Raw genomic sequence first — 26,382 nt, forward strand, 5'->3', positions numbered from 1 at the left:
GCCCCGCTTCGCGGTCACATCAGGATGAGGGGATGGCTGGGAGGACCCGGTGTGCGCGTCGGGAATCTCACGCTCACCGCCCCGGCCTCGCACCCGCGCCCGCCCGGCTCAGCCGCATCAGCCGCGCGCTCAGGGCGCGGGCGCAGGCCGCGGTGCCGCGGCCCTCGGTGGCGATCGTCAGGTCCGGCCGCTCCGGCGCCTCGTAGGGCGCCGAGATGCCGGTGAAGCCCGGGATGCGGCCGGCGCGGGCCAGCCGGTAGAGTCCCTTCGGGTCCCGGGCCTCGCACAGGCCCAGTGGCGTGTCGACGAACACCTCCAGGAACGGGATGTCGCCGGCGATCCGGCGCGCCAGCGCCCGGTCGGCCCGGTAGGGCGAGATCAGCGAGACGATCACCACCGTCCCTGCCTCGGCCATCAGCCGCGCCACCTCGGCGGTGCGCCGGACGTTCTCGGCGCGGTCCTCCGGCGAGAAGGCGAGGTCGGCGTTGAGCCCGTGGCGCAGGTTGTCGCCGTCGAGGACCGCGCTGTGCCGGCCGCCCGCGACCAGGGTCCGGTCGGCCTCCGCCGCCAGCGTCGACTTCCCCGCCCCCGACAGGCCGGTCAGCCACGCGATCACCGGCACCTGGCCGAGGCGCGCCCAGCGCGCCTCCCGCGCCTGGAGGGGCTGCCAGGTCACGGGGCCCGGAGGGAGGCCGGCCGGAATCGTCTGCGGGATCTTCTGCACGACGCACATATCCACCGCCTGGTCCACCGCCTGGTCCACCGCCTGGTCCACCGCCTGGTCCACCGCCTGGTCCACCGCCTGGTCCACCGCCTGGTCCACCGCCTGGTCACACGCCTGGGGCGGCGTCCGCGGGGGCGGCCGCCGGTTCTCGGACATCGACACGCGCGGGCCCCTACGGCACGCGCCAGACCGGGTAGCCGACGGCCTCGCCGAGGCGCTCCCGGCACTCCTCCAGGATGTGGGCCGTCCGCCGCCGCCACGCGGGCGGGGACCGGAAGGCGGCCCGCGCCGCCGCCGCCCGCACCAGCGCCTCGACCGCGGCCTCCGTCTCGGGCGCGATCGGACCGGTGGCGAGCTCGTTCGGCGGCGCGGCGGGCGCGGCCGCGATCACCGCGTCCCAGCTCTGCCCCCAGCAGGCGGCGGCGAAGCGCGCGTTCCCGGCCGCGTAGCGCGCCGCGACGCGGGCCAGCCCCTCCGGGGCGTCGCCGCGGAACCGCTCCGCGTCGAGCCCCCGCGCCCAGGCCCAGTCGTCGAGGACGTGGCCGAGCAGCCGGCGATGCCCGGTCACCTGCCGGTGCACGCCGAGCCGGTACAGGCGGCGCGACGCCTCGACCGCGACCGGCCCGGAACTCCGGTTGGTGCGGTAGGCGAGGTCGGCCGGGCCGAGGAGCGGCGCGAGGCGCTCGCCCAGCCCGAGCCCGTCGACCAGCCGCGCCAGCAGCGGCGCGTCGGATCGCCGGTCGCGGTACGGCAGGGCGGTGACGCGCCCCGCGGCGGCGCGGCGCCAGGGCTCGAGCCGGTCCGCGTAGTCGTAGCGCCGGGACCCGCCCTCGGAACGCAGGAAGCCGCGGAACGTGCGGCCCTCGGCGACGACCTGCGCCCGCAGGGCGTAGGCCGAGGCCAGCTGCTCGGCCTGCGGCTTGACCACGAGCGCCGCCTCCAGGGCGAAGCCACGGCGCGCGAACAGGTCGAACAGGATCTCGGGAACGCGCCAGAACGGGCGCTGGACGGAGAAGTCCTCGTAGGAGAGCAGGACCGTGTCGGCCGGCGTGGCGGCCAGGATCGCGTCGAGCCGCGCGAGGGCCTCGCGGCGCTCCGCGGCGCCGCGGCGCCGGTCCAGCGCCTGGCCGAGCCGGTAGTGGTTGACGTCGTCGCTGCCGGGGGCGCCCGGCGGGGCGAGGTTCGGGTAGCAGATCCCGGCCGCGGCGAGGCGGGGGCGCAGGCGGGCCAGCACCTCCTGGAACGCGGTGGAGCCGGTTCGGGGCATCCCGATGTGAACGATCGCGCGGCGCACGTGTCCTGTCGACCCTGCTGGAATTCGCGGTTGCGGCAAGTCTTCCGCGCAGCCGGGCACAGTCCACGACCCCTCGTGGACCCGCACGTCTCGGGATGAACGCCGGACGAATCCGTAATCACGGTCCGATCACGGGAACGCGACCAGAAATAGCCAAGCTCCGTTTCTGCTCTATTTCAGACGGATTGCGGAATCGCCGGGCCGGGGCGCCGCGGGTGCGCACGGGAGAGACAGCGCCGCGCGGCGACCCTGGAGCGCCGGACAACAGCGGCGCGATGCTGGGGCCGCTCCGATCGTGTTGCAACGGTTGGGAAGGACGACGACCCCGGTCGAGACATCCGCGCCACGCCCCCTCTCCCGTGCGGGAGAGGGTCGGGGTGAGGGACAAGACGCTTCGAGGTCGAGCGAGCCATCACGGCGCGACGGGGGTGTGCCTCGTCCGGACGGAGCTGATCCCTCACCCTGTCCCTCTCCCGCACGGGAGAGGGGACCCGCGCCTCGTCCGGCACGGGCTCGACGCGCCACCGCCTCGCCTTGCTCGGGAGCGGTTCTAGGGCCCGGCATCCTCGCGCCGGAGCAGGAACACGCCCTGCGCGCCGAACAGGTTCCAGACCCACCAGGGCATGGAGAACCGCATTGGCCGGCCGCGGGCGTCCAGCGCCGTGGCGTGCTCGATCCGCGCGCCGATCAGGCGGCACAGGCCGACGAAGTCGCGGATCGTGCAGTGGTGGATGTTGGGCGTCTCCCACCACGCGTCCGGCATGATCTCGGTGACCGGCATCCGCCCGCGGAAGGCCAGCTCGGAGCGCACGCGCCAGTGCCCGAAATTCGGGAACGAGATGATCACCTGCCGGCCGATGCGCAGCAGGTGCTCCAGCACCACCCGGGGATTGCGGGTCGCCTGGATGGTCTGGGACAGGACCACCACGTCGAAGGCGCCGTCCGGGTAGTTGGCGAGGTCGGTGTCGGCGTCGCCCTGGATCACCGACAGGCCCCGGGCGAGGCAGGCGTTCACGCCCTCGCGGGACAGCTCGATCCCGCGCCCGTCGATGCCGCGGCGGTCGCGCAGCAGCGCCAGCAGCGAGCCGTCGCCGCAGCCGATGTCGAGCACCCGGGCGCCGGCCGGGACGAGGCCGAGCACGACGAGGTGGTCGACGCGGGCGCCGCCGCCCTCGGCCGCGTGGGGCAGGGCGTCCGCGCCCTCCCAGGGGGCGCTGTGCCGGATCTTGCCCGAGGAGATCTTGCCCAGGGGCAGCTTGCCGAAGGTCATCTTGCCGGGCCCGCCGCTCGCCATCCGCGTCACAGCCCGCGCGCCCGGGCGGCGGCGTCGATGAAGCCGCGGGCCGCGGAGAACATCGCCGGCTCGTCGAGCAGGAAGGCGTCGTGGCCCTTGTCGCTCTCGACCTCCACGAAGGCCACCGGCGCCGCGGCGGCGTTGAGCGCGTGCACGATCGCCCGCGAATCGCGGGTCGGGAACAGCCAGTCCGAGGTGAACGAGATCACGCAGAAGCGGGTCTTGGTGCCCCGGAAGGCGTTGGCGAGCACGCCGCCGTGGTCCTCGGCGAGGTCGAAATAGTCCATCGCCCGGGTCAGGTAGAGGTAGGCGTTGGCGTCGAACCGCTCGACGAAGCTCAGGCCCTGGTGGCGCAGGTAGCTCTCGATCTGGAAATCGGCGTTGAACGAGAAGGTTGGCGCCGTGCCGCCCTGGAAGCGCCGGCCGAACTTCCGGTGCAGCGCCGGCTCGGACAGGTAGGTGATGTGCGCGCCCATCCGGGCGACGCCGAGCCCCTTGGCGGGGCGGGTGCCGGCCTCGAGGTAGCGCCCGTCCGCCCAGGCGGGGTCGGCCATGATCGCCTGCCGGCCGACCTCGTGGAAGGCGATGTTCTGCGCCGAGTGGCGGGCGCCGGTGGCGATCGGCATCGCGGCGAAGACGCGCTCGGGATAGAGCGCCGCCCATTGCAGCACCTGCATCCCGCCCATCGAGCCGCCGATGCACAGGAACAGGTCCCGGATGCCGAGATGCTCCAGCAGCATCGCCTGGGCCCGGACCATGTCGCGGATCGTCACCAGCGGGAAGTTCAGCCCGTAGGGCCGCCCCGTCGCCGGGTCGATCGAGGCCGGGCCGGTGGAGCCCATGCACGAGCCGATGACGTTCGAGCAGACGACGAAGTAGCGGTCCGTGTCGATCGGCTTGCCGGGGCCGACCAGGGTCTCCCACCAGCCCGGCTTTCCGGTCACCGGGTGGGTGTGGGCGAAGTACTGGTCGCCGGTCAGCGCGTGGCAGATCAGGACCGCGTTCGAGCGCGCGGCGTTGAGGGTGCCGGCGGTCTGGTAGGCGATCTGGAACGGCGCGAGCTCGACGCCCGCGTCGGTGAGCAGGGGCGTGTCGGCGGCGAAGCGCGCCACCGGGCTCCGCGGGTCGAGCGCCTGCGAGCGCTCGGACGCGCGCCGCGCCGGCTCGTCGATCGGGTCCGGCCTCAGGGCCGTGTCCGTTTGGGTGTCCATGGCGGGTCTTGACGACCGTGTATCGGTTCGGATCCGAACCGGGAGAGCACGGGATCGCCTGACGCGCCGCACTCGCCCGACGCGGCCAGCCCCGCCGAGGTAATGCGCGGGGGGCCGAGCGTCAACGCGGGCGGGCCGGACGGTCAGGCCCGGTCGGGTCGCTCACGCGATCGGGGCGGCCATCACGGCGAGCCCCAGGGCGGGCAGGCCGAGCGCGAGGGCGGCCCGGACGTCCAGCCGGTCCGCGCGGACGCCCGCCCGCCAGTGCCGGCTCGCCGCGCTCTCGATCAGCATGCCGGCGAGCACGAGACCGCAGCCGATCAGGGCCTGCATCGAAACCATGGGAACCTCGCCCGGACAGCCGCGCGACCGGGGGCGCCGCGCGTCTCGGCGCGCCCCCGGTTGCCGCTGGGAAAGTCCGTCCGGTGTCTGACGGTTCCTCGCCGACGCCTCAGCCGGCGCCTCAGCGCATGGCGGCCGCGCAGGCCGCGAAGACCAGGGCGGCGCCGGCGGCCGTGATGCAGCCGTTGGCCCAGGGCGCCGCCTCGGCGCGCCGCAAGCGGCAATCCGCGGCGACCGAAACGAGGATCCCGATCAGGAAGAGGCTGCAGGGGATCAGGTCACCGGGCATCGTCGATCCATCCAGGGGTTGCGGGTCGGGGCACGCCCGACGCGCCCCTGTTCTCCCGGTTCAACAGGCCGAAACGTGGCGAGTGCCCCGCGGCATTTGCGCGTCGCCGATTTGCCGCGGCGCCCCGGATGGATCGCGCTGGTTGAAGTCCCGCCGATCAAGTCCCGCCGATCAGGTCCTGGCCGAGGCCGGCCGGGTGTCGAAATCCTCCGGGCCCAGATCGAGGAGGTCGTTGGGGGTCTCGGTCCGGTCGTAGGCCTGGCTCGCCGCGGCCTCGATCACCGCCTGATTGCGGGCGAACAGCTCCAGGGGGGCGAGGTCGGCGCCGCCGAACTGCTGGCGCAGCACGGGAACCGGGACCTCGACCGCGATCACCCGCTGGCCGTTCGTCATGGCGAAGCGGATCAGCGAGTCGTCGGCGGGGAGGATGTGGGCGCCGCCGTCCAGGTAGCGTTCGAGGGGCATGCGGGGATCCTTCGTGGTGGGCGCCTGTCGGCGGAGCGTCGGCATACAGGCACGACTCCGTGGGGCCGGACAAGTCGCCCCGGCAGGGTCGGGCCGCCACCTCCGGAGTCGGCCCCGGGTTCACCGGCCGAGGAAATGCTGTAGACGGACGCGGAACCGACCGAACCCCGCGCATCCCGAGTCGCACCGCAATGTCCGCCCCCCGACCCGCCCGTCCGGAACCGCGTCCCGGCGTCCTGGCGATCGACACCTACGTGCCCGGCAAGAGCGGGCGGCCCGGGGGCGGCAAGGTCTACAAGCTGTCCTCCAACGAGACGCCCCTCGGCCCGAGCCCGGCGGCGCTCGCGGCGCTCCACGCGGCGACCGCCAAGCTCGAGACCTACCCGGACGGGCGCGCCACGGTGCTGCGCACCGCCATCGCCCGGCGCTACGGGCTCGACCCCGAGCGGATCGTCTGCGGCGCGGGCTCGGACGAGCTCCTGTCGCTGCTGGCCTACGCGTATGGCGGGCCGGGCACCGAGGGGATCTACTCGGAGCACGGATTCCTCGTCTACCGGATCGCCATCCTGGCCTCGGGCGGCGAGCCGGTGGTCGCGCCCGAGCGCGACCTCACCGTCGACGTCGACGCGATCCTGGCCCGGGTCACCGACCGGACCCGGATCGTCTACGTCACGAACCCCAACAACCCGACCGGCACCTACCTGCCCTTCGACGAGATCCGCCGCCTCCACGCCGGCCTGCCGCCGCACGTGCTGCTGGTGATCGACGGCGCCTACGCCGAGTACGTCCGCGCGAACGACTACTCGGCCGGGCTCGAGCTGGCCCTCGAGGCCGAGAACGTCGTGATGACCCGCACCTTCTCGAAGATCCACGGGCTGGCCGCCGTGCGGATCGGCTGGATGGTCGCGCCGGCGCACGTGGCGGACGCGGTCAACCGGATCCGGGGCCCGTTCAACGTCTCGGGCCCGGCGATCGCCGCGGGCTCGGCCGCCATCGCCGACGAGGCGCACATGGCCGCCGCCGCCGCCCACAATGCCGAGTGGCTGCCGAAGCTCACCGAGGGCGCCCGCGCGCTCGGCCTGGAGGTCACGCCGAGCGTCGCGAACTTCCTGCTGATCCACTTCCCCGACGCGCCGGGCCGCTCGGCGGAGGACGCGGACGCGTTCCTGACCGAGCGCGGCCTCATCACCCGGCGGGTCACCGCCTACGGCCTGCCCAACGCCCTGCGGGTGACGGTCGCCGGGGCCGAGGCGAACGAAGCCTTCCTGGCCGCGCTCGGCGAGTTCGTGCGGGGCCGGCATGGCTGAGACGTCCGTGGCCGGGGCGCCCGGGACCGAGGCGCCCGCCGTCGGCCGCCTCGCCATCGTCGGCCTCGGGCTGATCGGCTCCTCGATCGCCCGGGCGGCGCGCCGCTACGGCCTCGCCCGGACCATCGTGGCGGTGGACCGCGACGCGGCCGTGCGCGCCCGGGTGCGCGAGCTCGGCATCGCCGACGTCGTCACGGGCGACCCGGCGGAGGGCGCCGCCGGCACCGACCTCGTCATCCTGTGCGTGCCGGTGGGCGCGATCGGGGCGGCGGCGGCCGAGATGGCACCGCATCTCAAGCCCGGCGCGATCGTGTCGGATGTCGGCTCGGTGAAGGGCGCCGTGGTGGCGGCGGTCCGGCCGCACCTGCCCGAGGGCGTCGCGCTGGTCCCCGGGCACCCGATCGCCGGGACCGAGTTCTCGGGGCCGGACGCGGGCTTCGCGACCCTGTTCCAGGGCCGCTGGTGCATCCTGACCCCGCCCGAGGGCACCGACCCGGCGGCGATCGAGACCGTCCGCGCCCTGTGGGCTGGGATGGGCGCCGACGTCGAGACGATGAGCGCCGAGCACCACGACCACGTGCTCGCCATCACCAGCCACCTGCCGCACCTGATCGCCTACAACATCGTGGGCACCGCGGCCGACCTCGAGGCGGCGACGCAGTCCGAGGTGATCAAGTTCTCGGCGAGCGGGTTCCGCGACTTCACCCGCATCGCGGCGTCCGACCCGACCATGTGGCGCGACATCTTCCTCAACAACCGCGAGGCGGTGCTGGAGATGCTCGGCCGGTTCAACGAGGACCTGTCGGCGCTCGCCAAGGCGGTGCGCTGGGGCGACGGCGACGCGCTCCACGCGATGTTCACCCGCACCCGGGCGATCCGGCGCAGCATCGTGGCGCAGGGCCAGGAGACCGCGGCCCCGGATTTCGGCCGGCCGCGCCCGCCGGAGGAATAGGGAAGGCGGCGGACCGACCCTCACGCACACCAGGTCGCTCAACGTCGTCTTTGCGAGCGCAGCGAAGCAATCCAGGGTGGCTCTACGCTGTGAGGGATGTCGCGCTGCCCTGGGTCGCTTCGCTGCGCTCGCGATGACGGGGAGCGCTCAAGCCGGTGGGCGGTTGACCAGCACCGGCTGCGCGGCCGTGCGCTCCGGGAACAGCTGCTTCAGGGCCTCGAGCTTCGGCGCGTCGTTGGCGGCGATGTAGGGGTGGCCGGGGTGCAGGGCCATGTAATCCTGGTGGTAGCCTTCCGCCGGGTAGAACGCGGCGCCCGGCTCGATCCGGGTGGCGATCGGCCGCGCGTAGGCCTGGGCCGCGTCGAGCTGGGCGATGTAGGCCCGCGCCACGCGCGCCTGGTCGGCATCCTGCGGGAACAGGGCCGAGCGGTACTGGCGCCCGGCATCGGGTCCCTGGCGATCCACCTGGGTCGGGTCGAGGGCCACCGAGAAGAAGATCCGCAGGAGTTCGTCGTAGCGGATGACCGAAGGGTCGTAGGTGACCGACACGGCCTCGGCGTGGCCCGTCCCGCCACCGCTCACGGTGCGGTAGTCGGCCTCCGCGCGGGTGCCGCCGGCGTAGCCCGACACCGCGCCGCTCACCCCGCGCACGTGCTGGAACACCCCCTGCACGCCCCAGAAGCAGCCGCCGGCGAAGACGGCCACGCGCGGCCCCGGCGGCTCGGCGGAGCGAGTCGCGGCCTCCGGCAGGCGCCGGGGCGCCTCCTCGGCGAAGGCCGGGAGCCGGGGGAGAAGGACGGCCGCCGCGAGCCCGAGCCCGAGCCCCGCCCCTAGGACCGGGCGGGAGAGGGTGCGGAGCGTGTCGCGAAGGGCCATGGTCAACCTCCTGCCGGATGCTGACAGCCCGTTCGCGCCGGCGCCCGATCCGGTTACGCGCGCGGCTGGCCGCATTGCGGTGGCGGCCGCATGGGTCTAGGCACCCGGCAACAGATCGACACGCGCGCGCAGGATCCGTCCCGTGACCATCGCCCCCGAGCCCAACTCCTTCCGCACCGGCCCCGACGAGCGCGGCCGCTTCGGCATCTTCGGCGGCCGCTTCGTCGCCGAGACGCTGATGCCGCTGATCCTCGAGCTGGAGGCGGCCTACGACGCGGCCAAGCAGGACCCGACCTTCCAGGCCGAGATGGAGAGCTACGGCACCCACTATATCGGCCGGCCGAGCCCGCTCTACTACGCCGAGCGCCTCACCGAGCACCTGCGCGCCAAGGCGCCGGCGGGGCAGGGCGCCAAGGTCTATTTCAAGCGCGAGGAGCTGAACCATACCGGCTCCCACAAGGTGAACAACGTGCTGGGCCAGATCCTGCTGGCCCGCCGCATGGGCAAGCCGCGGATCATCGCCGAGACCGGCGCCGGCCAGCACGGCGTCGCCACCGCGACGCTGTGCGCGCGCTTCGGCCTCAAGTGCGTCGTCTACATGGGCGCGGTCGACGTCGCCCGGCAGGCGCCGAACGTCTTCCGCATGAAGATGCTCGGCGCCGAGGTGATCCCGGTGGAATCCGGCACCAAGACCCTCAAGGACGCCATGAACGAGGCGCTGCGCGACTGGGTCACCAACGTCGCCGACACGTTCTACTGCATCGGCACGGTGGCGGGCCCGCACCCGTACCCGGCGATGGTGCGGGACTTCCAGTCGGTGATCGGCCGCGAGACCCGCGAGCAGATGATCGCCCAGGAGGGCCGGATCCCGGATTCCCTCGTCGCCTGCATCGGCGGCGGCTCGAACGCCATGGGGCTGTTCCACCCGTTCCTGGACGACCGCGAGGTCGAGATCTTCGGCGTCGAGGCCGCGGGCCACGGCGTCCAGTCGGGCCTGCACGCGGCCTCGCTGACCGGCGGCAGGCCGGGCGTGCTGCACGGCAACCGCACCTACCTGCTGATGGACGGCGACGGCCAGATCGCCGACGCCCACTCGATCTCGGCGGGCCTCGACTACCCGGGCATCGGTCCCGAGCACGCGTGGCTGCACGAGATGGGGCGGGTCACCTACCTGTCGGCGACCGATTCCGAGACGCTGGAGGCGTTCAAGCTCTGCTCGATGCTGGAGGGGATCATCCCGGCCCTGGAGCCGGCCCACGCCCTGTCCAAGATCCTGGAGCTCGCGCCGCAGCGCCCGGCCGAGCACCTCATGGTGCTCAACATGTCGGGCCGCGGCGACAAGGACATCCCGCAGGTGGCCGAGATCTTCGGCACGAAGATCTGAGGGCGCGCGGCGGCGGTCCTCCGCCCGCCGCGCCCCGCCTGTCCCGCGCGCGGACCGTCGGCCTCAGGCGGTCTCGATGTCCGTGAGCGGGAAGTCGTTGCCCTTGTAGAGCAGCGGGATGCCGTGGGCGCGGGCACAGGCGTAGGCGAAGCAGTCGCCGAAGTTCAGGCCGGCCGGGTGCCGGCCCTTGCCGAAGCGGTCGTAGGCGTCCAGCGCGCCCGCTTCGGCCTCCGGCGGGACGGCCACGATCTCGATGCCGGCGAGGTCGAGATAGGCGTGCACCGCCTCGCGGGCGGCCGGGACCGGGAGATCGAGGTGGCGCGCCAAGGCCACGCCGGTTTCCCAGACCGCCAGGGGCGACGTCACGCGGCGCAGCGCCCGCTGAAGCCGGGCCGCCAGGGCGGCCGCATCCGTCTCGTCGGTGAGGATCGCCGTGAGGGCCGACGCATCCACGAACATCGGGTCCCGCCTCAGGTGCGCTCGTACAGACCGTCGATGAACGCCGCGTCGGCGGGCTTCCGGTCCGGGCCGGCACGCTCGTGCAGGGCACGGACGAAGTCAGCTGTCCGCGCGACGAGATCGGGCCGGTTCGTCTGGCGGGCGATCTCGTTCTGAAGCGCGCGGCGCACCGCGTCGGTCTTGCTCGTGCCCAGCAACGCCATGAGCTGGGCCGCGAGGGCGTCGACCTGCGGATCCTTGACGTAGAGCGGCATGCGCGGACCCCTGGGATATCCCGCACAGCGCTAATTTATATCCTCGGACGCCGCAAGACGGAGCGGGCCGGAGCGGGTCGCGGGGCCGCGGCCGCTCACCGCACGGTCACCGCACGGTCACCGCACGGTCACCGCACAGTCACCGCACAGTCACCGCACAGTCACCGCACAGTCACCTGATCCTTGATCTTCTCGTAGACCGGCCGGCTGAGCACGCGCTTCGACAGCAGCTGCTCCACCGACGTGTAGGGCCGCTTGGCGACGATCGCCCGGCCGATGGCGCCGCCGCCGCGCAGGTGATTGAGATCCGCCACCGAGGCGGTGTTGAGATCGAGGATGGCCAGGGCCCGGGGACCGGCGCTGTCCTCCGCCCGGTCGACCTCGGCCTGACCGGCCGCCTCCTGCGCCGACGGATCGGGCTGCGCCTCCCGCGGGGGCGGCTCGGCGGGGAAGGCCGTCGCGTCGGAGGGCATCCGCGTCGGCGCCGGAGCGCCACCGGGCGGGGCGGGGGCGGGCTCGACCGCCGCCGCGGGCGGGGCGGACGGAGCGGCCGGGGCGGGCGGCGGCGCAGGAGCCGCTGGAGCCGCAGGAGGCGGCTCGACGCGCCGGACCGTCGCCGAGGGCTGGGGGGGCGCCGGTGTCTCCGGAGCGGACGCGGGCGGAGTCGCCGGTCCGGGCGCGGGGCTCGGCAGCAGGGCCTGCACCACCGCCGCGAGGATGCCGGCAATGATGAGGAGAACCGAAACTCTGAGGATTGCAGGACCGCTGAGCACGCACCACTCGACGAGGATTAAAACTATATGCATCTACAGTTAATGATATCCTTGCACGTCGTCCAATCCACGCCCGAAACCCGGCGGGTCATCCCCAGGGTATGAGCGGGCCCGCACCGCGGCCGGGGGCGGGACTGCGTCGGCGGCTGGGTGAGCGACTCGGCAAGCGCCTGGGCGAGCGCCTGGGCGCGCGCGTCGGCGCCCTGCGCTACCTGCCGACCCTGTTCCGGGAGATCGCCGCCGCGAGCCCGCGCCTGCTGGCGGCGAGCCTGTCGCTGCGCCTCGTGGCGGCCTGCCTGCCGGTCCTGACCCTCTACCTCGCCAAGCTCATCCTCGACGGGATCGTGGCCGAGCACGCCCGGCCGGCGCCGGAGGCGGGGCTCGCTTCGTGGCTCGCCGATCCCGGCCGGGCGCGGCTCGCCGGCCTCGTCGCCGCCGAGTTCGGCCTCGCCCTGCTCTCGGACCTGACCGGCCGGCTCTCGAGCCTCGTCGAGACCCTGATCGGCGACCTCTACGCCAACGCGGCCTCCCTGCGGCTGATGGCGCACGCCGCCGAGCTCGACCTCGCCCAGTTCGAGGACAGCGCCCAGCAGGACCGGCTGGAGCGGGCCCGCCGGCAGGTCAGCGGCCGCACCGGCCTCATCGGCACGGTGTTCGGCCAGCTGCAGGGCCTCCTGACCCTCGCGACCCTGGCGGTCGGGGTCGCGGCCTTCACGCCCTGGCTCGTCGTGCTGATCGCCGCCGCCCTGGTCCCGGCGGTGCTCAACGAGTGGCACTTCACCAAGGCCGGCTACCGCCTCGCCTGGATCCGCAGCCCCGAGCGGCGGCGGATCGACTACCTGCGCTACCTCGGCGCCAGCGTCGAGACCGCCAAGGAGATCAAGCTCTTCGGCCTCGCGGGCTACCTCACCGGGCTCTACGCCGCGGTGGCGGGGCGGCTGCTCGCCGAGAACCGCGGCCTCGCGGTCGCCCGGGCCGGCTGGGGCTTCGCCTTCGCGAGCCTCGGGACGCTCGCCTACTACGCCGCCTACGCGGTGATCGTCTGGCGGACGGTGGCGGGCGCCTTCTCGGTGGGCGACCTCGCCTTCCTGGCCGGCGCGTTCCAGCGGCTGCGCGGCGGCCTGGAGGGGCTGCTCCTCGGGCTGACCCAGATCACCGGCCAGGCGCAGTACCTCGAGGACTTCTACGCCTTCTTCGCGATCAGGCCGCAGATCCGCTCGCCCGCGCGGCCCGCGCCGGTGCCGAGCCCGATCCGCTCCGGGCTGGTCTTCGAGGGGGTCGGCTACCGCTACCCGGGCACGCAGGTCTGGGCGCTGCGCGACCTATCCTTCGCCGTCCGGGCCGGGGAGACGGTAGCGCTGGTCGGCGGCAACGGCGCCGGCAAGACCACGATCGTCAAGCTGATGACCCGGCTGTACGACCCGCACGAGGGCCGCGTGCTCCTCGACGGCGTGCCGCTGGCCGCCTACGACCTCGACGACCTGCGGGCGCGGATCGGGGCGATCTTCCAGGACTTCGTCCGCTTCGACCTCACCGCCGGGGAGAACGTCGCGGTCGGCCGGATCGCGGCCGCCGACGACGCGGACCGCATCGCGGCCGCGGCGGCAAGGGGGCTCGCGGCCCCGGTGATCGAGCGCCTGCCCGAGGGCTACGCCCAGCCGCTGGGCAAGCGCTTCGCCGGCGGCCTCGACCTCTCCGGGGGCGAGTGGCAGAAGGTCGCGCTGTCCCGGGCCTACATGCGCGAGGCCGAGATCCTGATCCTGGACGAGCCGACCGCCGCCCTCGACGCCCGGGCCGAGCACGACGTCTTCGCCCGGTTCCGGGAATTGTCGGCCGGGCGGACGACGGTGCTGATCTCGCACCGCTTCTCCACCGTGCGCATGGCCGACCGCATCCTCGTCCTGGAGGGCGGCCGGGTCCTGGAGGAGGGCAGCCACGCCGCCCTCATGGCCCGGGGCGGCCGCTACGCCGAGCTGTTCGCCCTCCAGGCCGAGGGCTACCGGTAGGCCGGCCGGCGCGTCGCCGGGGCGGCCCAAGCATTGCCCGATTCCCTGAGCCTGCTATCTGCGGCGGACCGAACCGGGGTTGTCCATGCGCCTGCGCCTCTTCCCACTGCTGACGGCCGGCCTTCTCGTCTGCGCCGGGCCCGCCCGCGCGGCCCCGCCCGCCGGGCCCGAACCGGAGGCCAAGCCGCCGGCGCCCGAGATCGTGCTCGCCAACCACCGCGCGGTCTACGACCTGTCGCTGGCCGAGGGCGGCGGCACCCGCTCGGTGGAGAGCGCCCGCGGGCGCATCGTCATCGACTTCCGGGGCGACGCCTGCCGCGGCTACACGATGCAGACCCGCCAGGTGACGGAGCTGTCCTCCGGCGAGACCGGCGCGCGCCTGTCCGACATGCGCAGCACCACCTTCGAGGGCGGGCAGGGGCGCGAGTTCCGGTTCAAGACGACGACGCTCACCAACAACAAGCCCGCCGCCCCCGTGGACGGGACCGCCTCCGAGCAGGGCGACGCCCTGACGGTGAAGCTGAAGGGCGGCCCCAAGCCGTTCACCGTGGAGGGGCCGGTCCTGTTCCCGAGCGAGCACATGCGCCGCCTGATCGAGGCGGCGCGGGCCGGCCAGTCGACCCTCGCGGTCAAGGTCTTCGACGGCTCGGACGACGGCCGGAAGGTCTACGACACCTTCGCGGTGATCGGCCACGCCGCGACCGGCCCGGCCCCGGCCTCCGGCTCGACCCGCGACAAGCCCCTGCGCGACGGGTCGCTGGCCACCATGCCGCGCTGGCCGGTCCGCCTCAGCTACTACACCGAGGGCGCCGGGGAGCGGACGCCGATCTACACCCTCGGCTTCGACCTCTACGAGAACGGCGTCAGCGGCGCGCTCAAGCTCGATTACGGCGACTTCGCCATCCTGGGCGACATGACCGCCCTCGACATCGACGCCAAGGCGGGGCGGGCCGACAGGGAGGCGGGCAAGGGCTGCACGCCCTGAGGCCCCGCCTCACGCCCATGCGTCGTCCGGCCGCGGCGAGAGCGCCTGCCAGGCCGCGGCGATCCGCTCCGGCTTGATCCCGAGGCCGTTCGCGCAGGCGACGAGCACGTTCTCGTCGCCCATGACATGGTCGAGGACGCCGACCAGGAAGGCCGGCTCCCGGGCGCTCGCGCGGAGCGTGTCGGGGCTCAGGCCGCTCGCCGCCAGGAAGGGCAGGAGACGGTCGTCGTCCCCAGCGATCCACAACAGAACGTCCAGGGCGAGCCGTTCGGCCGACTCATGCCCTTGAAGAGGTTTGCCATTCATCAACATGTGAACGCTACAAAGGTGACGGAGGGGCTTCACGGCCCGCTAATCATGATCGGCGCGCACCGGGACAACGGATCATGAAGAAGACGGTGCTGATCGTCGAGGACAACGAGTTGAACATGAAGCTGTTCAACGATCTCCTGGAGGCGAACGGCTACGCGACGCTCAAGACCGCCCACGGCATCGAGGCGATCGAGCTGGCGCGCGCCCATCACCCCGACCTGATCCTCATGGACATCCAGCTCCCCGAGGTCTCCGGCCTCGAGGTGACGAAGTGGCTCAAGGAGGACGACGACCTCAAGAGCATCCCGGTGATCGCCATCACGGCCTTCGCCATGAAGGGCGACGAGGAGCGGATCCGCGAGGGCGGCTGCGAGGCCTACCTGTCGAAGCCGATCTCGGTCGCGAAGTTTTTGGCAACGGTTCGGGCCTATCTTGAACCGCGTTGACGCCGGCGAGGCGTGCCGTTGAACCGGACCCCCGGCCGCGCCGGGCCGGGTGACCGGTTCAACCGTCCGTCCCGTCGTGTCCGCCCCGGCCCCGGCGGCCGACCGGCGGCGCGCCCCCACGGCACACGGCGCCCGGTCCGGGCCGCTCACCCGCGCCCGCACGAGGAACCATGTCGGCCCGTGTCCTGATCGTCGACGATCTGTTCCCGAACGTCAGGCTTCTGGAGACGAAGCTCGGCCTGGAATATTTCGACACGCTCGCGGCCATGAACGGCCGGGACGCGATCGCGATCTGCGAGAAGGGCCTCTGCGACCTCGTCCTGCTCGACGTGATGATGCCCGGCATGGACGGGTTCGAGGTCTGCCGGCACCTCAAGAACAACCCCCTCACGGCCCACATCCCGGTGGTGATGGTCACGGCCCTCGACCAGCCCGCGGACCGCCTGCGCGGCCTCGACGCCGGGGCCGACGACTTCCTGACCAAGCCGGTGGACGACACCGCCCTGTTCACCCGGGTGCGCAGCCTCGTGCGGCTCAAGGCCGTGACGGACGAGCTGCGCCAGCGCGCGCTCGCCTCCCGGGAGTTCGGGATCGGCGATCCCCTGGCGCTCGCCACCGCCGAGACCGGCCTCGACGCCCGGATCCTGCTGATCGAGGACCGGCCCGGCTCGGCCGAGCGCCTCGCCGGGGCCCTGCGCCAGCACCACGTGGTCACGGTCGAGCCCGACCCGCAGGAGGCCCTGCGCCGCGCCGCCGAGGAGTCCTTCGACCTCGCCCTCGTGAGCCTCGACCTCACCGGCTTCGACGGCCTGCGCCTGTGCAGCCAGCTCCGGTCCCTCGACCGGACCCGGGCGATGCCGCTGATCATGCTCGCCGAGGAGTACGACCGCGCCCGGGTGGTCCGCGGCCTCGATTTCGGCGTGCACGACTTCCTGATGCGGCCGGTCGACCGCAACGAGCTGATGGCCCGGGTCCGCACCCAGGTGAAGCGCAAGCGCTTCACCGACGCGCTCCGGGGGGCGATGCAGGCCTCCCTGCAGATGGCCGTGACCGACGCGCTCACCGGCCTGCACAACCGGCGCTACCTCGACAGCCACCTCGGCACCCTGTTCGGCGACGAGGCCGCCCGCCGGGCGAGCCTCGCCGCGCTGATCCTCGACATCGACCACTTCAAGGGGATCAACGACAGCTTCGGCCACGAGGCCGGCGACGAGGTGCTGCGCGGCTTCGCCGAGCGGGTCCGCCAGCACACGCGGCCGATCGACATCGTGGCGCGCTACGGCGGCGAGGAGGTGGTGGTGATCCTGCCGGAGGCGGGCCTCGTCGAGGCGCAGGGCATCGCCGAGCGCATCCGCGAGCGCGTCGAGGCGGTGCCGTTCACCGTGCAGGGGGCGACCCGGACCGTGTCGGTGACGGTCTCGATCGGCGTCGCCGTGCGCCGCGGCGAGGATCTCGGCCCCGCCGACATGCTCCGCCGGGCCGACCTCGCCCTCTACCGGGCCAAGGCGGCGGGCCGGAACAGGGTCGAGTCGCAGGCGGCCTGACCGGCGGCCTGACAGGCGTCCCCGCGTCAATACGCGCGCCCGCGCGCGCGGATGAATAAGGCCGGCCTCGCCGTGTTATCGGATTCGGCCGGCCCGTCGAGGCCGGCGGAGCGGCGCGCGGGACCGAACCCATGGACATGCAGGTACCGGCACGATCCGGCCGCGACGCGAGCGTGCTGAACCACCGCCGCCTGTGCAAGATCGCGTCCTCGCCGCACGCCTACGTCCGCGGCAGCACGGCGCGGTTCTACGAGCTGCTCGCCGGGATGCCGGCCGGCACCCTGCCCGAGGGGCCGCCCGTCTGGATCTGCGGCGACGCGCATCTCGGCAATCTCGGCGCGCTCGCCGGCCCGGACGGCGGGATCGACATCCAGATCCGCGACCTCGACCAGACCGTGGTGGCGAACCCGGCCTTCGACCTCGTCCGGCTCGCGCTCTCCCTGGTCACCGCGGCGCTCAACGCGACCCTGCCGGGCATCGTCACCGCCCGGATGATGGACGCCATGGCGGACGGCTACGCCGACGGGATCGCCGATCCCGAGGGGGCCGAGCGGGGCGTCGACCCGTCCGAGATCGTCGTCACGACGAAGCGGCGGGCGCTCGGCCGGCGCTGGCGCCACCTCTCGCGCGAGCGCCTGAAGGGCAAGGCCGCCCGGCTCCCGCGGGGCAGCCGGTTCTTCGACCTCGACGCCGACGAGCAGGACGCGCTGACGGCGCTGATCCGCGACCCGGAGATCCGCCGCCTCGTCCTGGCGCTCGGCAGCGCGGCCGACGACGCCGAGATCCGGCTGCTCGACGCCGCCTACTGGATCAAGGGCTGCAGCTCCCTCGGGCGTCTGCGCTACGCCGCCCTGGTGGAGGTGCTGGGCGGCGACCGTCCGAACCTCGCCCTGCTCGACGTCAAGGAGGCGGTGCCGCACCTCGCGCCGGCCGCCGCCGGGATCGCGGTGCCGTCGGACCACGCCGAACGCGTCGTCGCGGGCGCGCGGGCGCTGTCGCCCAACCTCGGCGACCGGATGGTCGCCGGCCACATCGGCGGCACGCCCGTCACGGTCCGCGAGCTGCTGCCGCAGGATCTCAAGATCGACGCCGAGCAGTTCTCCCGCGGCGAGGCGGTCCGCGTCTCCCGGCACCTCGCCGCCATCCTGGGCCGGGCCCACGGCCGCCAGATGGGCACGGCCGACCGCCGGGCCTGGATCGACGCCGTGCGGGCGCCTGGCCCGGGCCCCGACGCCCCCGGCTGGCTCTGGTCGGTGGTCACCGACCTGATGGGCGCGCACCAGCGCGGCTACCTGGAGCATTGCCGCCGGATCGCCCGGGAGGCGCTGGACGCGGCCTGACGCGGCCTGACGCGGCCCGGACCGGCCCGGACCCGGGGCGCTTCCGCCACGCCGCCGGTTGACACCATCCCCGCCATCGCCAACACCTCCCGCCCGCCGCCTCTCGCGCGGCGGACCCCGGGAAGACCTGTGATACGATGGCGGTGACGCGCACCTACCTCGACTTCGAGAAGCCGGTGGCCGAGCTGGAGGCCAAGCTCGAGGAGCTGCGCGCCGTGAGCGCGCGCGACGGCGCGGTCTCCATCGCCGAGGAGGTCGGCCGGCTCGAGGCCAAGGCCGGCCAGGCGCTCGCCGAGATCTACGCGAATCTGACCCCCTGGCAGAAGACCCAGGTGGCCCGCCACCCGCAGCGGCCGCACTTCGTGGACTATCGCGACGGGCTCATCACCGAGTTCACGCCGCTGGCCGGCGACCGCAGCTTCGGCGAGGACGAGGCGATCCTGGGCGGGTTCGGCCGGTTCCGCGGCCGGCCGGTCCTGGTGCTCGGCCAGGAGAAGGGTGCCACGACCGAGGCGCGGCTGCGCCACAATTTCGGGATGGCCCGGCCCGAGGGCTACCGCAAGGCGGTCCGGCTCATGGAGACCGCCGACCGGTTCGGTCTGCCGGTCCTCGCCTTCGTGGACACCGCCGGCGCCTATCCGGGCATCGAGGCGGAGGAGCGCGGCCAGGCCGAGGCCATCGCCCGCTCGACCGAGGCCTGCCTCGCGCTCGGCGTGCCCAACGTCGCCGTGGTGATCGGGGAGGGCGGCTCGGGCGGCGCGATCGCGCTCGCCACCGCCAACCGGGTGCTGATGCTGGAGCACGCGATCTACGGGGTGATCTCGCCGGAGGGCGCCGCCTCGATCCTGTGGCGCGACCAGGGCCGCGCGTCGGACGCCGCGACCGCCATGAAGATCACCGCCCAGGACCTGCTGCGGCTCGGCGTCATCGACGCGATCATCCCGGAGGCCACCGGCGGGGCGCACCGCGACCGCGAGGCGGCGATCCGGGCCGCGGGCGACGCCATCGCCGACGCCCTCGCGCAGTTCGACGGCCTCTCGCCCGTCGAGGTCCGCGACCGGCGCGCCGAGAAGTTCCTGGCGATCGGCCGGACCCTGTGAGCGAGCCCGGGGCGACGGGGGGCCTGTTCGGCGCGCTCGGCCGGCTGCTCGGCCGGCGCGACGCGCGGGAGCCGGGCCGGCACAACCACGTCTCCCTGGGCTGCAATTGCCAGATGGCGCACGTCCTCAAGACGCTCGACCTGCGCCAGTGGTCGGGTCCCCTCGACTGGATCTTCTCCATGCCCGGCATGGCCCGGGACTGCCTCGCCGACGACTTCGCGGCGCTCGTCGACCGGGGCCAGCTGGAGAGCATCCCGGAGGCCGAGCGGCGCGGCCCCGGCATCTGGCGGGGGCGCCACCGCCTCTACCGGGAGCGGCACGGCCTCGAGTGCGTGTTCAACCACCACGACCCGGCGACGAGCGAGGCGGACTACGCCTTCCTCACCGAGGGCGTGCGCCGGCTGCGCCGGGCCCTCGACACGCCGGGCACCGACAACCGCCTCTGGATGATGACCCATCTGCACACGCCCCGCGACGTGGTCGAGGCGATCGACGACTTGCTCGGGCAGCGCGCCAGCCGCAACCACCTGACCTTCGTGCAGCTCGAGACCGGGCACCCGCGCATGGCGGTGGTCGAGGCGCTCGACCTCCGGCCCACCCTGCGCTGGCTCGCCGTGCAGACGCCCTCGGAGCCGGTCGGCCTGCGGCTCGCCGACCCGGCCGACGACGCGGCGCTGGTGGCGATCATCCGCGCCGAGGCGGCGCGGCGACCGGTCCTGTTCGGCTGAGCGGGCGCCCGGGGGCGACGTTGCGGGGCGGCGGCCGGTCGGCTCCCGGGGCGGCCGTCAATGCGCGGCGCGCGACAGGGCAACGATCGCGCCGACGATGACGATCGTCTGGAAGCCGATCGAGCCGGTCACCCATTTCATGATGTCGAACTTCGCTTCGGCCAGATCGGTCTTGGTGACGAGGTTCGTCAGATCGGAATCCCGACTCTCGCGGATCGCCGCGGTGATCGCCTCGGCCTGATCCTCGGACAGGCCGGTCGCCCGCAGGCGACGGACGAGGGCGTGCGTGTCGAGCGAGAGGGCCGTCATGGGCGACGTTCGCGTGTTCGAGCCGTCCGGCTCGATCGGCCGAATCCGGATGGCAGCCTCCGCGAACGTGGCGCCTTCATCCCGCCGAGGCAAGCAGCTCAAAGTTGGGCGCCCGGCGCGGTCGCACGCGTCCGCTCCGCCAGGGAGTCCACCGGTCCGCGCACCGGGCCGGCAGGCCGGACCGCAGGCGGGACCGCGCACGAGCACAGCATGGATCGCCGCGCGGCCCTGCGGCTCGAACGGCGCCGTCCCGCGACCCCGCCGCGGCGCGCTGTGGATAGCGCGCATGCGCGGGCTCTCCACACCCGAGAACAATCCAGTGTTGCAGCCGGGTCCTTGCGGTAAGGAAGGCGCAAGCTTAACGAGCCTATTGGGTTGGGGAGTGGCACCCGACGCGGCCAGCAAGGCCCGCGGGCGCGCGTAAGACGATCGAGGTTCCCCATGACGGCGCGTCTCGCGACCGCGCGACTGCTGGCGGCGGCGTCCCTGCTGGCCCTGTCGCTCGCCGCCTGCCAGGACGGTTCCGGGATCAACGGCCCGAGCGCGCGCAGCCTCGCGCCGATCGCCCCCCAGACCGTCGCGTTGATGCAGTCCAAGGGGATGCAGCCCTCCGACCCGATCCTGATCCGCACCTTCAAGAAGGAGGCGGAGATGGAGATCTGGAAGCGGGGGAGCGACGGCCGCTACGCCCTCCTGAAGACCTACCCGATCTGCCGCTGGTCCGGCCAGCTCGGGCCGAAGACCCGGGAAGGGGACCGGCAGGCGCCCGAGGGCTTCTACACGATCACCCCCGGCCTGATGAACCCGAACTCGTCGTACTATCTCTCGTTCGACACGGGCTTCCCGAACGCCGTCGACCGGGCCAACGGGCGCACCGGCAAGTACCTGATGGTGCACGGCACCTGCTCGTCGGCGGGCTGCTTCGCCATGACCGACGCCACCATCGCGGAGATCTACGCCGTCGCCCGCGACGCGTTCATCGGCGGCCAGCGCAGCTTCCAGTTCCAGTCCTACCCGTTCCGGATGACGGCCGAGAACATGGCCAAGTTCCGCAACGACCCGAACATCGCCTTCTGGCAGAACCTCAAGGAGGGGTCCGACTATTTCGAGGCCCTGCACGAGGAGCCGAAGGTCGGCCAGTGCGGGACCAAGTACGTGTTCGGCGGGGCCGACGCGGCCGCCGGCTCGTGCAAGCCGCGGGTCGACCCGCTGGTGGCCGAGAAGAGCGCGCGCGACACGCACGCGGTCGCCGACCTCGTCGCCAAGGGCACGCCGGCGGTGCGGGTCGTGTACCAGGACGGCGGCCAGAACCCGGTCTTCCGCCCGCAGAACGCCAGCGCCTTCGCGAGCCTCGGCGGCACCGAGACGGTCCTGCCCTACGACGCCAAGGAGTACGGCCGGCACAATCTCGGCGACGTGAGCCGGCCCGAGACCCTGGCGGCCGGCCCGCAGGAGATCGAGCTCGCGCCGAAGGGCCAGCCCACGATGCTGGCCGGCGCCGAGCCGGCGGCCGCGACCCGCGCCGCGAAGGCCGGCGGCAAGGGGCACGGGCGGGAGCCCGCCACGCCCACGACGCCCACGACGCCCACGACACTGATGGCGAACCGCGCCGATCCCGGCGCGCAGGTCGAGACCACGGCGGCCCTGCCCGACAAGCCCGCCCGCATCGCGGTGGCGGACGCGGACGGCGATGCGAGCAGCTACCAGAAGCTGTTCGACCAGCTCTTCGCGAAGGACAAGCCGGCCCCGGCGGCGCCCGCGACCCCGGCGGTCGTGCCCGCGGCGGCGCCGGAGCCGGCGAAGGTCGCCCACGCCGAGACGGTCGCGCCGAAGGCCGCCAGGGCCCACGCGGTGAAGACCGCGAAGGTCGAGGGCAAGGGTGAGTCGAAGGCCGACGCGAAGGCGGAGAAGCCCGCCCTCCGGAAGGGCGAGCCCGAGGGCCGGAAGCCCTGACGGCTCAGACCAGCGGCCGGTCGCGGTTCATCAGCCACAGGGCGTGGACCGTGCCGGGCAGCCAGCCCAGGATCCACAGCAGGATGTTCAGCAGGAACTGAAGGCCGAAGCCCGTGGTGACGAGCACGGCGATCGGCGGGAAGAAGATCGCGAGCAGGATGCGGACGAGGCTGGACACGGGGACTCCGGGCGTGAGGTCGGCACGTCCCGGCTCCAACGAAACACGGTTTTATCCGTTCCGCCCGATCTGACCCCGAACCGGCCCCGAAGACCCCGGCAGGCCGGGGCCGCGGGGCGGCGCCTCAGTTCTTCGCCGGCGGCGTGGTGGCGGAGGGGACGTTGGCGGCCTGCTTCTCCGGGTGCTTCACCTGGCTGTAGGCGACGTTCGCGAAGGTGCCGATCACCGCGGGCCAGCTCGGGTTGCCGTATTGCGGGTCGTCGCGGCCGACCTTGCAGAAGGCCGTGGTCAGGCCGTTGACGATGTCGTCGTCGGTGACCCCGGTCGGCTCCGCCTTCACCTGCTGCACCAGCCGGGCGAGGGTCGGGACGAAGTCCTGCTGCTTCAGGCCCTTCAGGCTCGCCTGCAGCCCGATCTTGTCGAAGGCGGCCTTGAGCTTGTCCTGCTCGATCTCCGCGCAGGGCGCCGTGCCGGCCAGCATGGTCTTGGTGGCGGCGCGCGCCTCCGAGGCCTTCTCGCCGGTCACGACCGGCGCCTTGTTGCCCCAGGAATTGCGGATGTAGTCGGTGACGTTCTTCACCTCGACGTCGGTCATCTGCTGGCCGATCGCCACCATCGGGGCGAGCCCGCTCTGGGCGCCGAGCCCGCCGTAGATCACCCGCAGCACCGTCTCGGGGCCCTCGGACTGGACCGAGGTGTTGCCGGCGAGCGCCGGGACCGCGCCCTCGATGCCCTTGCCGTCGGGCTGGTGGCAGGAGGAGCAGTAGGTCAGGTAGGTGGAGGCGCCGGGCGCGTCGGGCGTGTCGAAGGCCGTGAGGTCCTTCGGCTTGTAGGTCTGCTTGGCCGGCACGGTGCGCAGGTACGCCACCATGGCCTTCAGGTCCTCCTCCTTCACCTTGGAGAGGGATTCCATGATGGTCTGGCGCATCGGCCCGGCGGCGACGCCCGGCCGGTCGCCCGGGGCGGTGCCGGTCTTGAGGTAGGTCACCACCTGCTCGTCGGTCCAGGCGCCGATGCCCTGGTGGCCGTCCGGGGTGATGTTGGGGGCGTACCAGCCGTCGATCACGCCGCCGCCGAACCGGCCCGCGAAGCTCGAGTTGCCGACGAGCTTGTTCTCGTTGTGGCACATGGCGCAGTGGCCGAGCCCCTCCACGAGGTAGCCGCCGCGGTTCACCTCGGCGCTGGCCTTCGGGTCGGGCTTGAAGCGCTCCTCGGTGAAGAAGGCCGTCCGCCACGTCACCAGCGCGGTGCGGACGCTGAACGGGAACGGGATCTGGCTCTCCTTCCGCTTCTCGTTCACGGCCGGGACCGACTGGAGGTAGGCCCAGATCGCCTTGGTGTCCTCGTCGGTGACCTTGGTGAACCACGCGAACGGGAAGGCCGGGTACAGGTAGCCGACGTTCTTGCTGTAGCCGTGCCGGAACGCCTGGTCGAAGTCGGCGTAGCTCCAGTTGCCGAGGCCCGTCTCCTTGTCGGGGGTGAGGTTGGGGGTCATGATCACGCCGAAGGGCATGTTCAGCGCGTAGTTGCCGGCGAGGTACTTGCCGCCCGGCGCCGTGTGGCAGGCCGCGCAGTCGCCCATCGTCACGAGGTACTTGCCGCGCTCGATCTGGTCGGCCGAGCCGTCCTGCGCCAGCGCCGGCGCGGCCAGGAGCAGGCCCGCGAGGAAGGAGGCGGCCCGCATCGGGGCCAGCCGCGTCGGGGCCGCGCGGCCGGAGGAGAGGGCTCTCGTGCGCTGCATGCCGCGTCTCCCATCCCGATTTTAGAGCTGTTTGAAACTTGTGACGCGCGTGAACGCGGCCGTCGCGGGCGTTGTTCCGGCCGGCGCCGCGCTGCGGCGTTGTGCCGTGGCCGCCCGGACCCGCAGGCCGAGGTCGGCGAGATGGGCGACGAGCCCGGCGAGCATCCACCCTGCGACCGCGACCCAGCCGGCCCCCACGAGCGCCGCCCGCAGGGCCAGCATCAGCGCGGCGCCGGAGGCGAGGTTGGCCAGCAGGGACGGCAGCGGCGGGCCGCCCCGGCGGGCGAGCCACGCGAGGGCGAGCGCCTCCAGGGCGACCAGCAGCAGGATCCCGTCGACGATCCGGCCCGACGCGAAGGCGGGGCCGAGGACCGGGTCGAGGAGCGCCCCCATCAGGCGGGCTCCGCGAACGGCCCGTTGAGGCGGACGATCCGCAGGTTCAGGCAGGCGGCGACGCTGACCCAGGCGAGGTAGGGCAGGTTCATGAGCCCCGCCGCGCCCGAGACCCGGCCGGTCACCAGCACCAGCACGGCGATGGACAGCCACAGGACCGCGACCTCGGCCAGCGCCCAGTCGGGCCGGCGGAACCGGAAGAACAGCACGCTCCAGGCGATGTTGAGCACCCCGTTCACCGCGTAGGCGGCCAGCAGGACGCCCCGGGCGACGGGGTCGGCGTCGCCGTTCCAGGCCAGCACGCCGGCCGTGGTGGTGAGCGCGAAGATCACCGCCCAGACCGGGCCGAAGGCCCAGTCCGGCGGCTTCCAGGCCGGGACCCGCAGGCGCCGGTACCACGTGTCCGTCGTGGTCGCGACGCCGCCGGCCACGGCCACCAGCACGGCGGCGACCGCCGCCACCACGGGCGGTCCCAGATCGGCGGCGGCGAGGCTCACGGCGAGACCCAGCGGAACAGGTGCGCGAGGTCCTTGAAGAAGATCCGCGCGTGGGCGGCCGGCTTCGCGTGGACCAGCTCCTTGTTCATGTAGCTGTCCCAGGTGAGCTGCTGGACGTCCTTGTCCCGGCAGATCGAGACGAAGCGCTCGCGCAGGCCGTCGCTGCGGTACCAGACCCACTGCATCATCCCGAGGATCCAGAACACGCGCCCGTGCAGCTTCATGAACTGCTTCCGCGCGCCCGCGAGGGCGCGCGCGTCCCCGGTCCGCAGGAAGGCGGCGGCGGCCTCGGCCGACAGCCGGCCGCCGAGCATCGCGTAGTAGATCCCCTCGCCGGAGGCCGGCGCGACGACGCCCGCGGCGTCGCCCGCGAGCAGCACGTCCCGGCCGTTGTCCCAGCGCTTCAGGGGCTTCAGCGGCAGCGGCGCCCCCTCGCGGCGGACGGTCTCGGCGTGGTCGAGGCCGGTGGCGGCGCGCAGGGCCCGGATCGAGGAGCGCAGCGAGAACCCCTTCCGCGCGCTGCCGGTGCCGATGCTCAGCGTGTCCCCGTGGGGGAAGATCCAGCTGTAGAAGTCCGGCGAGTGGCGGCCCTGGTAGTAGACGTCGCAGCGGGTGGCGTCGACCGACCCGGCCCCGGGGGCGCCGGCCTCCGGGACCCGCAGGATCTCGTGATAGGCGAAGACCTGCCGCATCCTGGCGTGGCCCGGCACCTCCGCGCGGCCGACCGGCGAGCAGGCGCCGTCGGCGCCGAGGACGAGGCGGGCCCGGACGGCGTGGCGGGCGAGGCCGGCCCCCGCGCCGGTGGTGAAGTGGACCAGCGGCGGCCCGTCGTCGGGCCGGGTGATCCGGTCGTAGGCCGCCGCGCGCAGGTCGGCGCCGGCCGCCGCGGCCCGCTCGCGCAGCCACGGGTCGAAGTGCTCGCGGTCGACCATGCCGACGAAGCCCTCGCCCACCGGCATGTCGACGGCCTTGCCGCTCGGCGCCACCATCCGGGCGGACCGGATCTTCGCCACCAGGAGCGCGTCCGGGATCGCGAAGTCCCGGATCAGCCGGGGCGGGATCGCGCCGCCGCAGGGCTTGATCCGGCCGGGCTTGTCGAGGAGCAGCACCGCGTGGCCGGCCCGGGCGAGGTCGGTCGCCGCCGTGGCGCCGGCCGGGCCGCCGCCGACCACGACGACGTCGTAGCTGTCGCGGCCGGGGCCGCCATCGTCCAACCGGGCCATGGC

General features: G+C 73.4%; 29 protein-coding genes. 11 read left to right on the forward strand and 18 right to left on the reverse strand.

Features of this window, described 5'->3' with window-relative positions; genetic code table 11:
* Positions 1–73: 73 nt before the first annotated feature.
* The 7 genes from cysC to ASG32_RS07115 all read right to left on the reverse strand — a co-directional run bounded on the left by cysC (position 74) and on the right by ASG32_RS07115 (position 5,619).
* On the reverse strand, positions 74–733 hold the full coding sequence (gene cysC, locus ASG32_RS07090) for an adenylyl-sulfate kinase (protein ID WP_056524092.1): 660 nt from the start codon (positions 731–733) through the stop codon (positions 74–76).
* A gap of 163 nt (positions 734–896) precedes the next feature.
* Positions 897–2,018 carry a hypothetical protein gene (locus tag ASG32_RS07095; RefSeq protein ID WP_056523928.1) on the reverse strand — a complete coding sequence of 374 codons (1,122 nt, stop codon included), beginning with the start codon at positions 2,016–2,018 and terminating at the stop codon, positions 897–899.
* 550 nt (positions 2,019–2,568) lie between these two features.
* Positions 2,569–3,288 (reverse strand): methionine biosynthesis protein MetW, encoded by a 720-nt coding sequence (gene metW / locus ASG32_RS07100; RefSeq protein WP_056524095.1) that lies wholly within the window; start codon positions 3,286–3,288, stop codon positions 2,569–2,571.
* A 29-nt stretch (positions 3,289–3,317) separates the two neighbouring features.
* Positions 3,318–4,523 carry a homoserine O-acetyltransferase gene (locus tag ASG32_RS07105; protein ID WP_020095220.1) on the reverse strand — a complete coding sequence of 402 codons (1,206 nt, stop codon included), beginning with the start codon at positions 4,521–4,523 and terminating at the stop codon, positions 3,318–3,320.
* 162 nt (positions 4,524–4,685) lie between these two features.
* Positions 4,686–4,865, reverse strand: coding sequence for a hypothetical protein (locus ASG32_RS07110; protein WP_056523931.1), 180 nt, complete (start codon positions 4,863–4,865; stop codon positions 4,686–4,688).
* 121 nt (positions 4,866–4,986) lie between these two features.
* Positions 4,987–5,154, reverse strand: a complete 168-nt coding sequence (locus ASG32_RS34380) for a hypothetical protein (protein WP_020095222.1) — start codon at positions 5,152–5,154, stop codon at positions 4,987–4,989.
* A gap of 171 nt (positions 5,155–5,325) precedes the next feature.
* Positions 5,326–5,619 carry a hypothetical protein gene (locus tag ASG32_RS07115; protein WP_056523934.1) on the reverse strand — a complete coding sequence of 98 codons (294 nt, stop codon included), beginning with the start codon at positions 5,617–5,619 and terminating at the stop codon, positions 5,326–5,328.
* A 191-nt stretch (positions 5,620–5,810) separates the two neighbouring features.
* Between ASG32_RS07115 and ASG32_RS07120 the strand changes: the two genes are divergently transcribed.
* Both ASG32_RS07120 and ASG32_RS07125 read left to right on the forward strand, forming a co-directional pair.
* On the forward strand, positions 5,811–6,926 hold the full coding sequence (locus ASG32_RS07120) for a histidinol-phosphate transaminase (protein ID WP_056523938.1): 1,116 nt from the start codon (positions 5,811–5,813) through the stop codon (positions 6,924–6,926).
* Positions 6,919–7,878: a prephenate/arogenate dehydrogenase family protein gene (locus ASG32_RS07125; protein ID WP_056523940.1), complete on the forward strand. Its 960-nt coding sequence runs from the start codon at positions 6,919–6,921 to the stop codon at positions 7,876–7,878. Before ASG32_RS07120 ends, ASG32_RS07125 begins: the two co-directional genes overlap by 8 nt.
* Before the next feature lie 147 nt (positions 7,879–8,025).
* On the opposite strand, the gene msrA is transcribed toward ASG32_RS07125, so the two are convergent.
* Entirely contained in the window at positions 8,026–8,754 is a 729-nt protein-coding gene (gene msrA, locus ASG32_RS07130) for a peptide-methionine (S)-S-oxide reductase MsrA (RefSeq protein WP_056523944.1), read from the reverse strand.
* A 142-nt stretch (positions 8,755–8,896) separates the two neighbouring features.
* Here msrA and trpB point away from each other — a divergent pair, with 142 nt between their 5' ends.
* On the forward strand, positions 8,897–10,138 hold the full coding sequence (trpB, locus tag ASG32_RS07135) for a tryptophan synthase subunit beta (protein ID WP_056523948.1): 1,242 nt from the start codon (positions 8,897–8,899) through the stop codon (positions 10,136–10,138).
* Between the two features lie 63 nt (positions 10,139–10,201).
* On the opposite strand, the gene ASG32_RS07140 is transcribed toward trpB, so the two are convergent.
* The 3 genes from ASG32_RS07140 to ASG32_RS35770 all read right to left on the reverse strand — a co-directional run bounded on the left by ASG32_RS07140 (position 10,202) and on the right by ASG32_RS35770 (position 11,324).
* Positions 10,202–10,597, reverse strand: coding sequence for a type II toxin-antitoxin system VapC family toxin (locus tag ASG32_RS07140; RefSeq protein ID WP_056523951.1), 396 nt, complete (start codon positions 10,595–10,597; stop codon positions 10,202–10,204).
* Between the two features lie 11 nt (positions 10,598–10,608).
* Complete coding sequence (locus tag ASG32_RS07145; RefSeq protein ID WP_056523954.1) at positions 10,609–10,851, reverse strand: type II toxin-antitoxin system VapB family antitoxin; 243 nt, start codon at positions 10,849–10,851, stop codon at positions 10,609–10,611.
* A 161-nt stretch (positions 10,852–11,012) separates the two neighbouring features.
* A complete protein-coding gene (locus ASG32_RS35770; protein ID WP_056523958.1) occupies positions 11,013–11,324 on the reverse strand; it encodes a helix-hairpin-helix domain-containing protein in 312 nt (103 codons plus the stop codon).
* 401 nt (positions 11,325–11,725) lie between these two features.
* On the opposite strand from ASG32_RS35770, the gene ASG32_RS07155 reads away from it, so the two are divergent.
* Positions 11,726–13,630, forward strand: coding sequence for an ABC transporter ATP-binding protein (locus ASG32_RS07155; protein ID WP_082557777.1), 1,905 nt, complete (start codon positions 11,726–11,728; stop codon positions 13,628–13,630).
* Positions 13,631–13,715: 85 nt separating this feature from the next.
* A complete protein-coding gene (locus ASG32_RS07160; RefSeq protein WP_056523962.1) occupies positions 13,716–14,615 on the forward strand; it encodes a cell envelope integrity EipB family protein in 900 nt (299 codons plus the stop codon).
* A 9-nt stretch (positions 14,616–14,624) separates the two neighbouring features.
* On the opposite strand, the gene ASG32_RS07165 is transcribed toward ASG32_RS07160, so the two are convergent.
* The gene (locus ASG32_RS07165) at positions 14,625–14,927 is read right to left on the reverse strand and encodes a DUF3572 domain-containing protein (RefSeq protein WP_307188484.1); all 303 of its coding nucleotides are present in this window, start codon (positions 14,925–14,927) and stop codon (positions 14,625–14,627) included.
* 74 nt (positions 14,928–15,001) lie between these two features.
* On the opposite strand from ASG32_RS07165, the gene ASG32_RS07170 reads away from it, so the two are divergent.
* From ASG32_RS07170 to ASG32_RS07190, 5 genes are all read left to right on the forward strand, one after another.
* Entirely contained in the window at positions 15,002–15,373 is a 372-nt protein-coding gene (locus ASG32_RS07170) for a response regulator (protein ID WP_007560977.1), read from the forward strand.
* Between the two features lie 170 nt (positions 15,374–15,543).
* The gene (locus ASG32_RS07175) at positions 15,544–16,917 is read left to right on the forward strand and encodes a PleD family two-component system response regulator (protein ID WP_056523964.1); all 1,374 of its coding nucleotides are present in this window, start codon (positions 15,544–15,546) and stop codon (positions 16,915–16,917) included.
* A 131-nt stretch (positions 16,918–17,048) separates the two neighbouring features.
* Complete coding sequence (locus ASG32_RS07180) at positions 17,049–18,257, forward strand: DUF2252 family protein (protein ID WP_082557778.1); 1,209 nt, start codon at positions 17,049–17,051, stop codon at positions 18,255–18,257.
* Positions 18,258–18,394: 137 nt separating this feature from the next.
* A complete protein-coding gene (locus tag ASG32_RS07185) occupies positions 18,395–19,357 on the forward strand; it encodes an acetyl-CoA carboxylase carboxyltransferase subunit alpha (RefSeq protein ID WP_020095236.1) in 963 nt (320 codons plus the stop codon).
* A complete protein-coding gene (locus tag ASG32_RS07190; protein WP_056523967.1) occupies positions 19,354–20,085 on the forward strand; it encodes a papain-like cysteine peptidase in 732 nt (243 codons plus the stop codon). The genes ASG32_RS07185 and ASG32_RS07190 overlap by 4 nt, the downstream gene beginning before the upstream one ends.
* Positions 20,086–20,142: 57 nt before the next feature.
* Here the strand turns inward: ASG32_RS07190 and ASG32_RS07195 are convergent, their stop codons facing one another.
* Positions 20,143–20,394 carry a DUF1640 domain-containing protein gene (locus ASG32_RS07195; protein WP_056523970.1) on the reverse strand — a complete coding sequence of 84 codons (252 nt, stop codon included), beginning with the start codon at positions 20,392–20,394 and terminating at the stop codon, positions 20,143–20,145.
* Positions 20,395–20,835: 441 nt separating this feature from the next.
* Between ASG32_RS07195 and ASG32_RS07200 the strand changes: the two genes are divergently transcribed.
* Complete coding sequence (locus ASG32_RS07200) at positions 20,836–22,347, forward strand: murein L,D-transpeptidase family protein (RefSeq protein ID WP_056523973.1); 1,512 nt, start codon at positions 20,836–20,838, stop codon at positions 22,345–22,347.
* A gap of 4 nt (positions 22,348–22,351) precedes the next feature.
* Here ASG32_RS07200 and ASG32_RS32225 read toward each other — a convergent pair whose 3' ends face one another.
* The 5 genes from ASG32_RS32225 to ASG32_RS07220 form a co-directional block, all read right to left on the reverse strand.
* Positions 22,352–22,525 carry a YqaE/Pmp3 family membrane protein gene (locus ASG32_RS32225; RefSeq protein WP_012318839.1) on the reverse strand — a complete coding sequence of 58 codons (174 nt, stop codon included), beginning with the start codon at positions 22,523–22,525 and terminating at the stop codon, positions 22,352–22,354.
* A gap of 124 nt (positions 22,526–22,649) precedes the next feature.
* Entirely contained in the window at positions 22,650–24,209 is a 1,560-nt protein-coding gene (locus ASG32_RS07205) for a c-type cytochrome (protein WP_056524103.1), read from the reverse strand.
* A gap of 78 nt (positions 24,210–24,287) precedes the next feature.
* Positions 24,288–24,659 (reverse strand): hypothetical protein, encoded by a 372-nt coding sequence (locus tag ASG32_RS07210; RefSeq protein ID WP_020095241.1) that lies wholly within the window; start codon positions 24,657–24,659, stop codon positions 24,288–24,290.
* Positions 24,659–25,156, reverse strand: a complete 498-nt coding sequence (locus ASG32_RS07215) for a TspO/MBR family protein (protein ID WP_056523976.1) — start codon at positions 25,154–25,156, stop codon at positions 24,659–24,661. The genes ASG32_RS07210 and ASG32_RS07215 overlap by 1 nt, the downstream gene beginning before the upstream one ends.
* Entirely contained in the window at positions 25,153–26,379 is a 1,227-nt protein-coding gene (locus tag ASG32_RS07220; protein WP_056523979.1) for a geranylgeranyl diphosphate reductase, read from the reverse strand. Before ASG32_RS07220 ends, ASG32_RS07215 begins: the two co-directional genes overlap by 4 nt.
* Between the last annotated feature and the right edge of the window lie 3 nt (positions 26,380–26,382).

It is taken from the genome of Methylobacterium sp. Leaf361 (assembly GCF_001424445.1).
Taxonomy (GTDB): domain Bacteria; phylum Pseudomonadota; class Alphaproteobacteria; order Rhizobiales; family Beijerinckiaceae; genus Methylobacterium.

Bases quoted from the DNA above. Each gene is read 5' to 3' on its own strand.
- cysC (WP_056524092.1), bottom strand. From the start codon at position 733: ATGTGCGTCGTGCAGAAGATCCCGCAGACGATTCCGGCCGGCCTCCCT.
- metW (WP_056524095.1), bottom strand. From the start codon at position 3,288: ATGACCTTCGGCAAGCTGCCCCTGGGCAAGATCTCCTCGGGCAAGATC.
- ASG32_RS07105 (WP_020095220.1), bottom strand. From the start codon at position 4,523: ATGGACACCCAAACGGACACGGCCCTGAGGCCGGACCCGATCGACGAG.
- ASG32_RS07110 (WP_056523931.1), bottom strand. From the start codon at position 4,865: ATGGTTTCGATGCAGGCCCTGATCGGCTGCGGTCTCGTGCTCGCCGGC.
- ASG32_RS34380 (WP_020095222.1), bottom strand. From the start codon at position 5,154: ATGCCCGGTGACCTGATCCCCTGCAGCCTCTTCCTGATCGGGATCCTC.
- ASG32_RS07115 (WP_056523934.1), bottom strand. From the start codon at position 5,619: ATGCCCCTCGAACGCTACCTGGACGGCGGCGCCCACATCCTCCCCGCC.
- ASG32_RS07120 (WP_056523938.1), top strand. From the start codon at position 5,811: ATGTCCGCCCCCCGACCCGCCCGTCCGGAACCGCGTCCCGGCGTCCTG.
- ASG32_RS07125 (WP_056523940.1), top strand. From the start codon at position 6,919: ATGGCTGAGACGTCCGTGGCCGGGGCGCCCGGGACCGAGGCGCCCGCC.
- msrA (WP_056523944.1), bottom strand. From the start codon at position 8,754: ATGGCCCTTCGCGACACGCTCCGCACCCTCTCCCGCCCGGTCCTAGGG.
- ASG32_RS07140 (WP_056523951.1), bottom strand. From the start codon at position 10,597: ATGTTCGTGGATGCGTCGGCCCTCACGGCGATCCTCACCGACGAGACG.
- ASG32_RS07145 (WP_056523954.1), bottom strand. From the start codon at position 10,851: ATGCCGCTCTACGTCAAGGATCCGCAGGTCGACGCCCTCGCGGCCCAG.
- ASG32_RS35770 (WP_056523958.1), bottom strand. From the start codon at position 11,324: ATGCCCTCCGACGCGACGGCCTTCCCCGCCGAGCCGCCCCCGCGGGAG.
- ASG32_RS07155 (WP_082557777.1), top strand. From the start codon at position 11,726: ATGAGCGGGCCCGCACCGCGGCCGGGGGCGGGACTGCGTCGGCGGCTG.
- ASG32_RS07160 (WP_056523962.1), top strand. From the start codon at position 13,716: ATGCGCCTGCGCCTCTTCCCACTGCTGACGGCCGGCCTTCTCGTCTGC.
- ASG32_RS07165 (WP_307188484.1), bottom strand. From the start codon at position 14,927: ATGTTGATGAATGGCAAACCTCTTCAAGGGCATGAGTCGGCCGAACGG.
- ASG32_RS07170 (WP_007560977.1), top strand. From the start codon at position 15,002: ATGAAGAAGACGGTGCTGATCGTCGAGGACAACGAGTTGAACATGAAG.
- ASG32_RS07175 (WP_056523964.1), top strand. From the start codon at position 15,544: ATGTCGGCCCGTGTCCTGATCGTCGACGATCTGTTCCCGAACGTCAGG.
- ASG32_RS07180 (WP_082557778.1), top strand. From the start codon at position 17,049: ATGGACATGCAGGTACCGGCACGATCCGGCCGCGACGCGAGCGTGCTG.
- ASG32_RS07185 (WP_020095236.1), top strand. From the start codon at position 18,395: ATGGCGGTGACGCGCACCTACCTCGACTTCGAGAAGCCGGTGGCCGAG.
- ASG32_RS07195 (WP_056523970.1), bottom strand. From the start codon at position 20,394: ATGACGGCCCTCTCGCTCGACACGCACGCCCTCGTCCGTCGCCTGCGG.
- ASG32_RS07200 (WP_056523973.1), top strand. From the start codon at position 20,836: ATGACGGCGCGTCTCGCGACCGCGCGACTGCTGGCGGCGGCGTCCCTG.
- ASG32_RS07205 (WP_056524103.1), bottom strand. From the start codon at position 24,209: ATGCGGGCCGCCTCCTTCCTCGCGGGCCTGCTCCTGGCCGCGCCGGCG.
- ASG32_RS07210 (WP_020095241.1), bottom strand. From the start codon at position 24,659: ATGGGGGCGCTCCTCGACCCGGTCCTCGGCCCCGCCTTCGCGTCGGGC.
- ASG32_RS07220 (WP_056523979.1), bottom strand. From the start codon at position 26,379: ATGGCCCGGTTGGACGATGGCGGCCCCGGCCGCGACAGCTACGACGTC.